Here is an 11,990-nt window from a genome sequence, read left to right as displayed (position 1 = left end):
TTGAAGGTGAAGCTGTCGCCCGCGTCGCCGCCGCCCTCGCCGCCGTCGACCGCCTCGATCTCGTAGAAGGCCGGCTCCGTCGCCGTGCGCGAGCCGACCGTGGTATCCGCCGTGCCGGCGTAGGTGGCGCAGCCGAGCGTGCCCGTGAGCTTCGCCACCAGCAGGCCGGCGGCGTTGCGCTTGATGCTGACCAGCGCCACGTCGTTGGCGTACATGCCCATGAAGAACTGGTGCGCCTCGATCGTCACCTTGCCCATGGCGAAGGTGTCCATCGCAAAGGCCGAGGGGTTGTCTTCGATGATGCACTGGGCGTAGTGCGCGTCGAAGCTGAACGACTCGCGCAGCGGCACCGTGCCGCTGCCGCCGGCGGCGGGCATCTGCTTCACGTTTACGCCGGCGCCCGACACGGTCAGCATCGTCTCCTGGGCGCGTGCATGGCCGCGGCCCGCGATCACGGCCGAGGCAGCCATGCCGGCGCCCAGTGCGCCCGAGAGGCGCAGCAGCCGGCGGCGCGTGAGGCTGCGGCGTTGCCCGTCCATCTCACGCCTCCTATCCCATGTTCGGCAGCAGCAGATCGAAGATGCCGCGATTGATCTGCGGATTCCCGCCCGCCGCCGGCTGGATGATCGGCTGACGGAAGCTGCCGATCGCGCCGAGAAACTCGCCGGTGCCGCCGATGACCGTGCCGACCAGATCAGCCGCCATCGCTCCAGCCTCGTTGACCAGGCCCATGATCGCGCCCCGGCTGTCGAGGTGGAATTGAATGATCGTGAGTCGCTGATCCGGGGCCATGGTGTCCGTGCCGGCGTGTGTCCAGGCGCCGAAGCACTGGTAGACGCCAATCTTCGCGCCTCCCGCATCGCCCGAGGCGAAGACATCCGCATCGACGTAGAACCAGTCGCCGCGCTGCGGCGGGCCGCTGCCGGCGAGCGTGATGCTCACCGGTCCGGCAGAGGTGGCGATGAAGTCGAGCTCCAGGTGCATCGCGTTCCAGGCAGAGGACTGCGCGACGGCGCCGGTCGCACCGCGGCCGGCCAGGGCAAGCCCGGCGCCACCGGCCGCGAGGGGCACGGCCGCGCGCAGCGCCGTCCTTCGGTTCACTCGGGTCATCGGCCATCGCGTTTTGAACACGGGGTCCTCCTGTCTACACTCAGTCAGCCGATAGTGCGGAGTATACCTGTGCTGTCAACTGCAGATACGGATACGCATGGAGTGCGTGTCGAGCGCTCACCTCCTCTCCTCGCGCATCGCGGCGGCCCGCCTCGCATCGTCTACCGTCCACCTGCCGCCTGCCCGTAGAATCGACGCCATGGACGCCAAAGCCCTGTCAGTTGACAGCACCCGGAGCGACTCCGCTCATGCCCCCATGAACGTCAGCCGCGTGCGCATTCGCATGTATCACACCGATCTTGTCGGCGGCGCCTTTCACGGCCGCTACTTCGAGCTGTTCGAGGAGGCGCGGACGGAAGCGTTTCGCCGCGCGGGCTTCCACTGGGAGATGACGGACCGCGAGGGCATCGCCTTCGTCGTCACGAAGATCGGCGCCGAGTTCTACAGGCCCACGGCGATGGACGACGATCTGGCGATCGCCGTCTTCGTCACCCGCCTCACCAAAGCCCGCTGCGTCGTGGAGTACGAGGTGCGCCGCGCCGGCGAGGAGGAGCTGCTGGCCCGCGGCCACACCGACTTCGCCTTCTTCGACACGCGCCGGCAGCGGCTCGTCGGGGTGCCGGACTCGGTGCGGAAGGCCGTGCTCGCCTGCACGGGCATGCTCAGGCTGGAGGGCGAAGGGGGCGGGGCATAGGATGGAGGATCCCTGCTGCCGCGTATGCGTACGCCGCACAGAAGGAGCGAGCGATGGAGAGGACCGGCACGCAGCTCGGCTCGCGCGAAGACCCTTCGCCCGCGGCGATGCGCGACTTCGCCCGCCGCGCCGAAGAACTGGGCTACGAAACCGTCTGGGTGGGCGAGTCGTGGGGGCGCGACGCCTTCTCGCTGATCACCTACATGGCGACGGCGACGGAGCGTATCCAGTTCGGCACGGGCATCGTCAACGTCTTCAGTCGCAGCCCCGCGCTGATCGGGCAGACCGCCGCGACCGTGGATGAGCTGTGCGGCGGGCGCCTGATCCTCGGCCTTGGCACCAGCGGCGCCAACGTGATCGAGCACTGGCACGGCCTGCGCTACGAGAAGCCGGTGACGCGGATGCGTGAGTACGTTGAGATCGTGCAGCAGATCCTGCGCGGCGAGCGGCTGAACTACGAAGGCGCGATCTTTCACATGGGCCGCGGCTTCCCGCTGCCGTTCAAGCCGCTGCGGCCGCAGATCCCGATCTACCTCGCCACGCTCGCCGGCCGCAGCCTGGAGATCACCGGCGAGCTGGCCGACGGCTGGCTGCCGATCTACTTCTGGCCGGAGCGCTTCGACCAGCTCACCGCGCCGATCCGCGCCGGCGCCGCAAAGGCCGGCCGCGCTTTCTCCGAGATCACGATCAGCCCCTACATCCTCACCGCCGCCTCGGCCGACGGCGATGCGGCGCGCGACCTGATGCGGGCGCACATCGCCTATTACGTCGGCGGCATGGGCGTCTACTATCACCGGCTGATCACGAACTACGGCTTCGTGGAAGAGGCCGAACGCATCCGCCTGGCCTGGGCCGAGCGCGACCGTGCCCGCGCCGCCAGTTATGTCACGGACGCGATGGTCGAGGCGCTCACGATCAGCGGCACGCCAGCGCACTGCCGCGAGCGCATGGCCGAGTACCGTGCCCGCGGCGTGCAGGCGCCCTGCGTCTCCTTCCCGCACGGCGCGGGCGAGCAGATAGTGCGCGAGACGCTGGAGGCGCTGGCGCCAGCGCGCGTGGCGGCTGGCTGAGATCGCGTGCGACGGACCTTCACGGCGGCGATCCGTCTCTACACCATCGCCGGCGCCCGCGCGGCGGCGGCGGAGTGCCTGCTCTACATCGACGTGGAACCGTTCTCCCGCACGCGGTGGGGCGGCACGCTCAGCAAGATCGTCGCCGAGCAGCCGATGCACGACGGGCCGTATCTCCTGCGCCTGCCCGGCGGCCGCACCGCACGCATCAAGCTCACGCTCGAGCCCGGCGCCACGGCCACCTTCACCGGCGAGGGCGATCTTGCGATTTAGCGGCATGATAACCAGTATCGAAGGGGCCAACACCACCGCGGTCTTCCGAATCCCTACGCCCTGTGCCCTGGCGGCTGAAAGGAGCCACCCCATGGACCTGCACCTTCGCGGCAAGAAGGTCATCGTCACCGGCGCCAGCAAAGGCATCGGCCTGGGCATCGCCCGCGCCTTCGCCGCCGAGGGCGCCGACGTCGTGCTCTGCGCCCGCTCGCAGGAGGCGCTGCAGCGCGCCGCCGCCGAGATCGCCGACGCTCACGGCGTCAACGCCTACGCCTGCGCGGCGGACCTCTCCACGGCGGAGGGCGTGGCGGCGCTCGCCGCGTTCGGCGCGGAGAAGCTGGGCCGCGTGGACGTGCTGGTGAACAACGCCGGCGCGATTCCCGGCGGCACGATCGAGAGCATCGACGACGAGACCTGGCATCGTGCCTACGACCTGAAGCTGTGGGGCTACGTGCGGCTGAGCAAGGCGCTGCTGCCGGGCATGAAGCAGCAGGGCTCCGGCGTGATCGTCAACATCATCGGCAACGCGGGCAAACGGCCGAGCGCGGGCTACATCGCCGGCGGCATCGCCAACGCCGGCCTGATGAACTTCACCGCCGGCCTGGCGCAGGAGGGCGGGCCGCACGGCGTTCGCGCGGTCGCGATCAACCCCGGCCCGATCCGCACCGACCGCCACGAGGAGCTGGTTCTCAGCCGCGCCCGCGCCCGCGGCGTGCCGGTCGAAGAGGAGCGGGTGCAGGCGGGCGCCGGCATTCCGCTCAAGCGGGTGGGCGAGGTGCAGGAGGTCGCCGATGTCGCGGTCTTCCTGGCCAGCGACCGCGCCGGCTACGTCAACGGCTGCGTCGTGCCGGTCGAAGGCGGCGGCACGATGGCCATGTAACGCGCGGATGCCGCCGCCCGAGCCTGCGGGCGCCGCGCGCCCGACAACCGTCTTGAACCGTCTCCAGCGGCTGAGCCGTTCCGCCGGCGCGCAGCGCAGGCCGCGCCCGGTGTCCGTTCTGCACCGTGACGGCGGCCTGAGCCGGGCGCCTGCTGCCTACTGTCCGGCGCCCTGGAAGAACGCCTGCAACTGCTGCCCCGACGGCGTCAGCGAGGCGTCGATCTGCGGGCCGTCGAAAAAGGCCAGGCCGCCGTAGCTGTCGGAGAAGCCTTCCAGCGCCCCCCACTGCGCGTAAAAGAAGGAGCGCTCGACGCCGAGCTGCACGCCCTCGTTCGTAAAGAAGCTGAGCATGTCCGACATCCAGGCCTGCACGCCGGCCGTGTCGTACGGCCCGGTCGGCACCAGCTTGTTGCCGACCAGCTCGTCGCCGGGGAAGGCCCAGTGGAAGCCGACCTCGGTGTCCCAGATCGGGCGGCCGGCCTCGTCGGGAATGGCATCCAGCCAGGCGCGGAAGTCGCGAAGTTGCTGCTTGTGCCAGTCCGTGGAGAGCGTGGGCAGGTTCACCCAATCGAGCTCATAGGTGTGCACGGCCCACTTATCGATCGGCGGCCGCACGCCGTACATGTTCACGTAGTCGTTGTAGAACTCCGTGGTCCAGTCCAGGCCGAGCGTGTAGCCGGGGCAGCCGTTGCAGGTCTGCGACCAGTTGAGCACGTTGGGGCCGACGATGATCGCCGTCGGGTCGGCGGTGTGGATGCGCGCCTCCCAGTCGTGCAGGGCGACGGCGTAGTCCGAGGGGCTGAGCGCGTCGGAAGAGTTGGTGGTGGGCACGTTCGGCTCGTTGCCGACCAGCCAGGCGCCGCCGGGCCGTGAGGCGACGGCCGCCATGACTTCGTCGACCGGCTGCGGCGGATTGAGGCGGATAATCGAGGCCCGGGTCATGCCCGCCACTTCGCCGACGCCGGCGCCGTCGGTCAGAAACCAGGTCGCGCCGAGCCGCGGCAGCGCCGACGGATCGCCGTTGGCGAGCACGCCGATCAGGTCGGTGGGCGCCGCCTGGCGGGTCGCGGCGCGGGCGCCGGGCGCCGCGGGCCGCACGACCGCCAGACTGAACAACACCGCCAGACCGCCTGCCGCGAGCTTCGTCCATACACCCATGCTGGCTGGCTCCCTTCTCATCTGACCGGATGACCGAATGACCGAATGACCGAACTCTTCTGACCGAATCACGCAGAACAGGGGAACAGGTGTGGCGTGGACCGGGTGCGGGGCTGGCCGTACGACGCCGGGCCGCTCAACTCCTCGCAGCTTCGCCGCCGCACGGCGGGGCGGTTGCTCGCTGCACGGCTGGTCCGTACGTCATAGTATAACGCCCGATGGCCAGCTTTGCGCCACAACGAGCGCAACAGCGGATCAGCAGTGCCCCGGCAAGCCGGGCGCCGGCCGTGTGCCCAGCAGCGCCAGGCTGCTGCCCTGCCTCGCCAGCCACGGCAGGCGCGAGCAGACGCCATCGTCGGCGCGGGCGATCGCCCAGGCCAGCCGGCGTCCCGGCCGCAGTCCAAACTTTTGCAGCGCCACGAGGGGATAACGCGTGAGCGCGCCGTGATGTTCCACGCGTGCGCCGGGAAAAGCCGTGAACAGCGGCCGCAGGCGCGGCGCCGTGAACACCTCGCAGTGCACGCCGGGTTCGACCTTGCCGAAGAGGCGCGTGCCGAGGCCGTAGAGCGGCGCCCGCCACGGCTCGCAGGCGGCGAAGCGGCCGCCGGGACGCAGCACGCGGGCGAACTCCGGCAGGGCGGCGGCGGTGTCCATGTGGTGCAGCGAGCCGGGGCAGAAGGCGCCGTCGAAGCTCTCTGCCATGAACGGCAGCTCCTCCCCGATCGCCGCGACGCAGAACAGGCGATCGGCCACGCCCACGCTCTCCGCAAGCGCGTTCGCCAGGCGCAGCTCGTCGAGCATCGGGCTGGCCAGCCAGGCCTCGGCCGCGCCCGCGAGCAGCAGCACGACCGCCTGCACGCCCGAGCCGCCGGCTTGCAGCAGCCGCCGTCCCGCCAGGGGCGCCAGATGGCGGTAGGCGCGGTGCTGCGCCGGCAGGTCGTACAGCAGGTCGAGCCAGCGCAGGGCGGGGTCGGGAAAGGTGCGCCGATCGGCCGCGCTCGCCCGGCGCGCCGGCGCCACCGACGCGGCGACCGCCGAGCCGGCGAGGGCGCGCCGGTGGGCCGCGGCCACGGCGTTGTAATGCGCCATCTCGGCGTAGGCTTCGGCGTAGCGCCCGCCCGCCGGAAGGACCGGCGCCGCGGGCGTGGCAACGGCCGGCACGCGCCCCGCGGCCGCCGGCGCAACGGCGATCGCCTCGGGACCGAGCAGCAGCGGGATTCCGTCCACCACCGGATAGGCGACCCGCCCGTCCTCGCGCAGCAGCACACGCTCCGTTGGCGCGGCGGGCAGTGGTTCGCCGTCGCGCAGAAGCTGCAGCGCGCCCTGAGCATCGCGCCCGGCAGACAGCGCCACGGCCGGCAGCAGGCGCAGGGGCTGCCGGGTGAGGGGGCAGACCAGCAGTGGTGAGGCGGCGGCGCTCACTGGTCGAGGCTCCCTGGTACCTGCAGCAGCCCCGCGTCGAGCGAGCGGCTGAGCGCTGCCAGCCGCGGCAGGTCGAGACCGGCGGGCGTTTGCGCCTCGGAGACGGCGGCGACGATGCGGCCGCGGCGCCAGATCAGCACGCCGCGTTCGCCGGGCGCCGGCGTGACGGCTTGCAACGGCGGCGTGATCGCGTCGGCCGCACGGTAGAGCGCCGCATCCGACGCAGCGCCGTCCGGCGGCGGCTGCTTGCCGGCGGCGAGCAGCGGCGCCGGTTCGAGAAACGGCTCCGCGGCGTAGCGGCCGGCGTTCGCCGCGCTGGCGAAGCCGAACAGCTCCACGCGCCACTCGCGGTAGCGCGCGGCGCTCGCCTCGACCGCGCTCCAGCTCACCAGCCAGCGCCAGCCGAGGGCGGGCAGGCGCATGCGCGCCTGGTCGGCGCCGATGCCGGCGGGGGCGCTCACGCGCAGCACATCCACCACCGAGGCGCCGGAGAGAATCGCGGGATCGAGCAGGTGCACGGCACCGCCGGAGGCGCCCGCCAGCGCCTGCAGAGCGTTGCCGGCGGCGGCGCGGGCCGCGGCCGTCTCCTGCGACGAGGGCGTGGCGACGGTGGGCACGCTGCGGGGATCGAAGCTGCCGGCGGCGAAAGGCGTGGGGCGAGGGCGGGCGCTGCCGCCGGACGAGCAGGCGACAGCCAGCGCCGCGCCGATCGCGAGCGCAACGGCGCCCGGCCGCGGCAACGGCGTCCGGATCAGGTGCATGCGGCCATCCCGTCGGGAGTCTGCGAGCATGGGGCTGTCCGGTCGCATGCTAGCAGAGCCGGCGGCCTTACCGCCCGCCGAGCCGCAGCTCGAACGTGCTGGCTCCCGCCAGGTCGAGGCTCCAGACCACCGTTTGGCCCTGCACCACGCCGCTGGCGGAGACCGCCTGCGCCGTGCGGCCCGGCGGCAGGTGCACGCTGACCCGCACCGATTGCTGGCCCACGCCCGGCTGCTTGAGCAGGGTCAGGCGGTATTCGTCTGGCGCGGGCGGCGCGAAGCCCGGCTTCAGGTCGAACGTCAGGGTTTGCGTCTCCTGCGGGCCGAGGGGGATGAACTGCGCGAGGCTGGTGTAGCCGGCCTCCTGCGCGACCCGCGGCGCGTCCGGCAGGCCGCCGGCGGAGCTGAGGGCCGATCCGGGCGGCAGCAGCACGCGCAGGTAATCGCCGAAGAGGCCCGGCGCCGCTTCGAAGCGGCCCTCCCGCGGCAGCCAGCGGGCGCCGAGCAGCCGCTTCGCCGGATCGGCGACCTGTGCCGGCGTGGCGGTGTTGCTGTAGGTGAGCTGCAGTTGCGCTCGCTGGGCGCGGCCGTCTTCTCCCAGCCAGACCTCGTATTGCAGCGAGCGGTGGATGTAGGGACCGATCTTCGTGTAGCCCAGATTCGCGTCGAAGGCGCCGAGGACATCGCCGGCGGGCGGGGGCGTGAGCGCGCCGCCGGCGCCCGCGCTCTGCACCCAGGCCGCGGCGGGCGGCTCGGGCGTGTAGAGCAAGAGATCGCCGGCGCGGGCCGAGACGCGCAGCGCCTGCAGGGCGCGCGTTTGCTGCTCGCCGGCGGCGCTGTTCACGCTGGCCAGAACGGCCTTCAGCACGGCGCTGAGGCCCGTGCCCTTCGCCGCGTTGGCGTTCTGCAGCTGGCTCAGCAGCGAGCCGGGGGCGGTGATCAGCGCCTGCGTCGTCTGGTCGAACCAGTCCTGCGCGGTGAGCGGCTGCGCGAAGCCGGCGACGGGCAGCGGGCCGAGGGCGGCGAGCAGGGCGCTGACGGCGTCGTTATCGAAGGCGAGCACGCCGTCGGGCGTGATGCCGAGGTCGCGCTGGAGGAAGGCGAGCACCTGCCGGGCAGAGGCGGGGAAGTCGGGCGACCAGTTGGCGTCGCGCAGGCTCCAGACGGGCGTGCCGAGGTACTGCTGCAAGGGGGCGGGCGCCGGCAGCGGCGCGGCGTTGGGCGCGTCGAAGTCGTAACTGGAGCGGTACTCCTGGAAGGCGAGGCGGCCGCGTTCGAGCGTGATCAGGCCGGCGCTGCCGATGAAGCCGCCGGTGGGGCGCAGCTCGGCCGAGTCCTGGCCGAGCACGAGATAGGTGCGCGGCCCGTCGAAGCCGAGCAGCGCCGTGGCGGCGGCGGGCAGCAGCGCCAGCGCCCGCGCCTGCCGCGCGACGCCGGGCACGCTGGCATCGAAGGCCGCGAGCTGCGATCGCAGGCCATGGAAGGGGCCGCGGTACACCTCGGGATGGAGGCGGGCGCGCCGGGCCAGGGCCGCCTGCAGGTCCTTGTCCCCGTGGCGCAGCGCCGGCGCGCCCGCGTCGAGCGCGGCGACGAGGCGCTGGGCGGGCGGTGTGGCAGCGTCGGGCGGCGCGTTCGTCTCGGCGAGCAGCGGGGCGAGGCCATGGGCGAGGCGGGCGCCGCCGCTGGCCACCTCGGCGCCGGCGGCGATCAGATCGGGCGCCTCGGCCAGGGGTTGGCCGACGAGCGGCACCCAGCCGAGCAGGCGCAGCAGCGGCGTGGCGGGCGAGAGCAGCAGGCGGTCGCGCTGCAGCCGGCCGGAGGCCTCATCCAGCGTGTGGCCCGCCGCTTGCACGCGGCCGCGCGTGGCCGGACCGAGGTCGCCCTGCAGCAGACCGCCGACCTGCTGCTCGGCCGTCTGCACCTGCCGCGCCGCCGCAAGCGCATCGCGCGCGACGACCGCGCCAAGCGCCAGCGCCGCGATTATGAGCGGCAGCGCCCGCAGCAGCGCGGCGCCAAGCCAGCGCCGCCACTCAGCGCCGCACGGCCAGCGCGGCCACAGCCTCGCGATCACGTCGTGCCTTTCACAGGAAGTCGCGGCGGTTTCCCACCCGTCCCAAGGCGTCGTCGCCCGGCCGCCCCGGCCCCACGCTGTGAGACGTTCGAGCCGATGCAGATGTTGCACCGGCGCCGGCGCCTCACCGCCGCCGCTCTGGCTCGTAGATACCAGATTCGCGGGCTGCGAGCGCCGGCCGAAAGACGAGCAGGCGATTGCAGAGGTATGAGATCGCGGCGTTGGCCACGGCCACCAGCAGGGCGGCGATCATGTAGGGTGCGGTGTGGGTCTCGACGAGCAGCCTGATCAGGAGATAGCTCACGCCGTAGGCCGCCAGGGCGAGTGTGAGGAAGCGCGGCGCGTAGTGACCGTGGCGTCCATCCGCGCTGAAGGTGATGGTGTGGTGCCCGACGTAGGCGAAGGCCGCGGCGGCGGTTAGGGCGAGCGCCGAAGCGGCCTGCGGCCCAATGTGCGCCGTGCGTTCGAGCACGATCGCTAGAACCAAGTAGAGCAGGCCCGCCAGGCCGCCGACGACGGCGTAGCGCGTGGCGAGCCATGCCTCGGCAACGGCGGCGCCGCGCGTGATGCCGCGCTCGAGGCGCAATAGTCTCTGCTGTCGGATGTGCAACCAGCGCCCTCCTGCACGAACTGCCGCCGGCTCAGCCGCCGACCGGCGGGATGCCCAGATAGGCGAGGCGCTTCACCTCGCGGCGGCCCTTGGCCACACTGTCCAGCACCAGGCCGCACATGAGGCTGATCACGGCCAGCACCATGATACCCGTGGCCAGGATCGCGGTCGGGAAGCGCTTGACCAGCCCGGTTTGGACGAACCCGACCACGACGGGAACACCGAGTGCCAGCGAGATTGCGGCGAGGCACAGAAAGATGATGCCGAAGAACGCCAGCGGGCGCTCGTCGCGGAAGAGCCTGAGCACCGTGCGCAGGATCTTCAGGCCGTCGCCATAGGTGTTGAGCTTGCTCGCTGAGCCGTCCGGGCGTGCCCCGTAGGCGCCGATGATCTCCGCCGCGGGCATGCGCAGCTTAAGCGCGTGCACCGTGAGTTCCGTCTCGATTTCGAAGCCGGGGGACATGGCGGGGAAGGACTTGACGAAGCGGCGCGAGAGCACGCGGTAGCCGGAGAGGATATCGGTGAACGACTGGCCGAACAGCAGGCTGATGGAGCGCGTGAGCAGGCGGTTGCCCAGGCGATGGCCCGCGCGGTACGCCTCGTCGGCGCTGCTGGCGCGGCAGCCGACGACCATATCGAGCCGTTCCGCCACCAGCCGCTCGACCAGCCGCGGCGCCAGGGCAGGATCGTAGGTGCTGTCGCCGTCCACGAGCACGTAGACATCGGCATCGACGTCCGCGAACATGCGCCGCACGACGTTGCCCTTGCCCTGCAGCCGCTCGGCGCGCACCTCTGCGCCGGCGGCGCGGGCCAGCTCGGGCGTGCCGTCCGTGGAGTTGTTGTCGTAGACGTAGACCGTGGCGGCGGGGAGGGCGGCGCGGAAGCCGGAGACGACCTGGGCGACCGTCGCCGCCTCGTTGTAGCAGGGCACGAGGACCGCGACCCTGACCCGCCGCAGCATCTGCTCAAGGTACTCGCCCGACGCCGCAACGGCGGCGGCAGGGGATGCCGTGATCGCCATGCGCCTGCTCCTCTCGGCCCGCCCGCGCGGCGAACCCTCGGCGTTGCGAAGATGATAGCGGGTCGCGACCCGGACGGCACAGCGGGCCGAAGCCAGGCAACCGGCTATCGCTGGGCCACGACCAAAATGTAGCCGGCCAAGTTTCGCAGGCGCAGCTTGCGCACGACCATTTCGTACAGCGCACTCAGGCAATAGGCGGGGAAGAACGCATCGTAGTAGTCTGATGAGTAATAAAACGGCAGTACACGCACTTTTTCATAGCCTTGTCTGGTGAATGTCTCGTGAAGCGCAGTATAATAGCACTTATCATAGAAGACTGGGAACTCAATAACTCCGACGGTCTGTGGCCGGAGAACGTGCACGACGCTCTTCGCAAAATTGAAGGGCAATATACGGGCGGCAATGGCGAACAGCGCGAACCTGCCCGGCATCAGGTGGATCGAGTATCCGCCCTTGCGGAGCACACGGGCCGAATGCGCGACGAAAGCCTCCACGTCGGCCACGTGCTCGAGCACCAGCCGCGAGGCGATCAGATCGACTTCGCCATCGGCAAACGGCAACCCCTGCGCGGCATCTGCCACCCGCTTGTCGTCGACGTCGGTGTTGTGGCGCAGCTCTTCCTCGGAGACATCTACCGCGATGATCCTGGCGCCGGTGCCCTTGTCGATGAGCGGCGCGAATGTACAGCGCTTGCCGCCGCCCACGTCGACAATCACGGGCGCCTTCAGCCGGCTGGCGCACTTCACTACCGTGCGGTCGTAGACCTTCAGCGGATCGTCTTTGGCCTGAGGCAGCCGCCGTTCCAGCCGCGCCGACCACGCCTGGTTCCTCTTAATGATGGAGCGAAGCATTCAACTGCTCTCCGTAATTGCAGCGCACCGCTCGCGCCGCGGCGCACGGCTAACGACTGTCTGCCGAGCCCG

At 71.3% G+C, this 11,990-nt stretch carries 13 protein-coding genes; 4 read left to right on the top strand and 9 right to left on the bottom strand.

Translation table 11 applies throughout. The annotated features are described in order from the left end of the window. Both VKV26_21745 and VKV26_21740 read right to left on the bottom strand, forming a co-directional pair. A partial coding sequence (locus tag VKV26_21745) for a hypothetical protein (GenBank protein HLZ72538.1) occupies window positions 1-539 on the bottom strand: 539 nt, incomplete at its 3' end. A 10-nt stretch (window positions 540-549) separates the two neighbouring features. Then, entirely contained in the window at window positions 550-1,110 is a 561-nt protein-coding gene (locus VKV26_21740) for a hypothetical protein (protein ID HLZ72537.1), read from the bottom strand. 256 nt (window positions 1,111-1,366) lie between these two features. On the opposite strand from VKV26_21740, the gene VKV26_21735 reads away from it, so the two are divergent. From VKV26_21735 to VKV26_21720, 4 genes are all read left to right on the top strand, one after another. Then, complete coding sequence (locus VKV26_21735; protein HLZ72536.1) at window positions 1,367-1,804, top strand: thioesterase family protein; 438 nt, start codon at window positions 1,367-1,369, stop codon at window positions 1,802-1,804. A gap of 53 nt (window positions 1,805-1,857) precedes the next feature. After that, entirely contained in the window at window positions 1,858-2,874 is a 1,017-nt protein-coding gene (locus VKV26_21730; protein ID HLZ72535.1) for an LLM class flavin-dependent oxidoreductase, read from the top strand. Between the two features lie 6 nt (window positions 2,875-2,880). Further along, window positions 2,881-3,147, top strand: coding sequence for a hypothetical protein (locus VKV26_21725; protein ID HLZ72534.1), 267 nt, complete (start codon window positions 2,881-2,883; stop codon window positions 3,145-3,147). A 91-nt stretch (window positions 3,148-3,238) separates the two neighbouring features. After that, window positions 3,239-4,027, top strand: a complete 789-nt coding sequence (locus VKV26_21720) for a short-chain dehydrogenase/reductase (protein ID HLZ72533.1) — start codon at window positions 3,239-3,241, stop codon at window positions 4,025-4,027. A 156-nt stretch (window positions 4,028-4,183) separates the two neighbouring features. Here VKV26_21720 and VKV26_21715 read toward each other — a convergent pair whose 3' ends face one another. The 7 genes from VKV26_21715 to VKV26_21685 all read right to left on the bottom strand — a co-directional run bounded on the left by VKV26_21715 (window position 4,184) and on the right by VKV26_21685 (window position 11,918). After that, the gene (locus VKV26_21715; GenBank protein HLZ72532.1) at window positions 4,184-5,185 is read right to left on the bottom strand and encodes a glycosyl hydrolase; all 1,002 of its coding nucleotides are present in this window, start codon (window positions 5,183-5,185) and stop codon (window positions 4,184-4,186) included. A 255-nt stretch (window positions 5,186-5,440) separates the two neighbouring features. After that, window positions 5,441-6,607, bottom strand: coding sequence for a methyltransferase domain-containing protein (locus VKV26_21710; protein HLZ72531.1), 1,167 nt, complete (start codon window positions 6,605-6,607; stop codon window positions 5,441-5,443). Next, window positions 6,604-7,368, bottom strand: coding sequence for a hypothetical protein (locus tag VKV26_21705; GenBank protein HLZ72530.1), 765 nt, complete (start codon window positions 7,366-7,368; stop codon window positions 6,604-6,606). Before VKV26_21705 ends, VKV26_21710 begins: the two co-directional genes overlap by 4 nt. A gap of 67 nt (window positions 7,369-7,435) precedes the next feature. Further along, window positions 7,436-9,436, bottom strand: coding sequence for a DUF4012 domain-containing protein (locus VKV26_21700; GenBank protein ID HLZ72529.1), 2,001 nt, complete (start codon window positions 9,434-9,436; stop codon window positions 7,436-7,438). A 124-nt stretch (window positions 9,437-9,560) separates the two neighbouring features. Then, a complete protein-coding gene (locus tag VKV26_21695) occupies window positions 9,561-10,046 on the bottom strand; it encodes a GtrA family protein (protein ID HLZ72528.1) in 486 nt (161 codons plus the stop codon). A gap of 31 nt (window positions 10,047-10,077) precedes the next feature. Continuing rightward, window positions 10,078-11,007, bottom strand: coding sequence for a glycosyltransferase family 2 protein (locus VKV26_21690; protein HLZ72527.1), 930 nt, complete (start codon window positions 11,005-11,007; stop codon window positions 10,078-10,080). A gap of 164 nt (window positions 11,008-11,171) precedes the next feature. Beyond that, window positions 11,172-11,918, bottom strand: coding sequence for a class I SAM-dependent methyltransferase (locus VKV26_21685; protein HLZ72526.1), 747 nt, complete (start codon window positions 11,916-11,918; stop codon window positions 11,172-11,174). Between the last annotated feature and the right edge of the window lie 72 nt (window positions 11,919-11,990).

Source organism: Dehalococcoidia bacterium, from assembly GCA_035310145.1.
In the GTDB taxonomy this organism is placed as follows: Bacteria; Chloroflexota; Dehalococcoidia; order CAUJGQ01; family CAUJGQ01; genus CALFMN01.
This window is presented reverse-complemented; position numbering and strand designations above follow the sequence as displayed.

Bases quoted from the DNA above. Each gene is read 5' to 3' on its own strand.
- VKV26_21740 (HLZ72537.1), bottom strand. From the start codon at position 1,110: ATGACCCGAGTGAACCGAAGGACGGCGCTGCGCGCGGCCGTGCCCCTC.
- VKV26_21735 (HLZ72536.1), top strand. From the start codon at position 1,367: ATGAACGTCAGCCGCGTGCGCATTCGCATGTATCACACCGATCTTGTC.
- VKV26_21730 (HLZ72535.1), top strand. From the start codon at position 1,858: ATGGAGAGGACCGGCACGCAGCTCGGCTCGCGCGAAGACCCTTCGCCC.
- VKV26_21720 (HLZ72533.1), top strand. From the start codon at position 3,239: ATGGACCTGCACCTTCGCGGCAAGAAGGTCATCGTCACCGGCGCCAGC.
- VKV26_21715 (HLZ72532.1), bottom strand. From the start codon at position 5,185: ATGGGTGTATGGACGAAGCTCGCGGCAGGCGGTCTGGCGGTGTTGTTC.
- VKV26_21705 (HLZ72530.1), bottom strand. From the start codon at position 7,368: ATGCACCTGATCCGGACGCCGTTGCCGCGGCCGGGCGCCGTTGCGCTC.
- VKV26_21690 (HLZ72527.1), bottom strand. From the start codon at position 11,007: ATGCTGCGGCGGGTCAGGGTCGCGGTCCTCGTGCCCTGCTACAACGAG.
- VKV26_21685 (HLZ72526.1), bottom strand. From the start codon at position 11,918: ATGCTTCGCTCCATCATTAAGAGGAACCAGGCGTGGTCGGCGCGGCTG.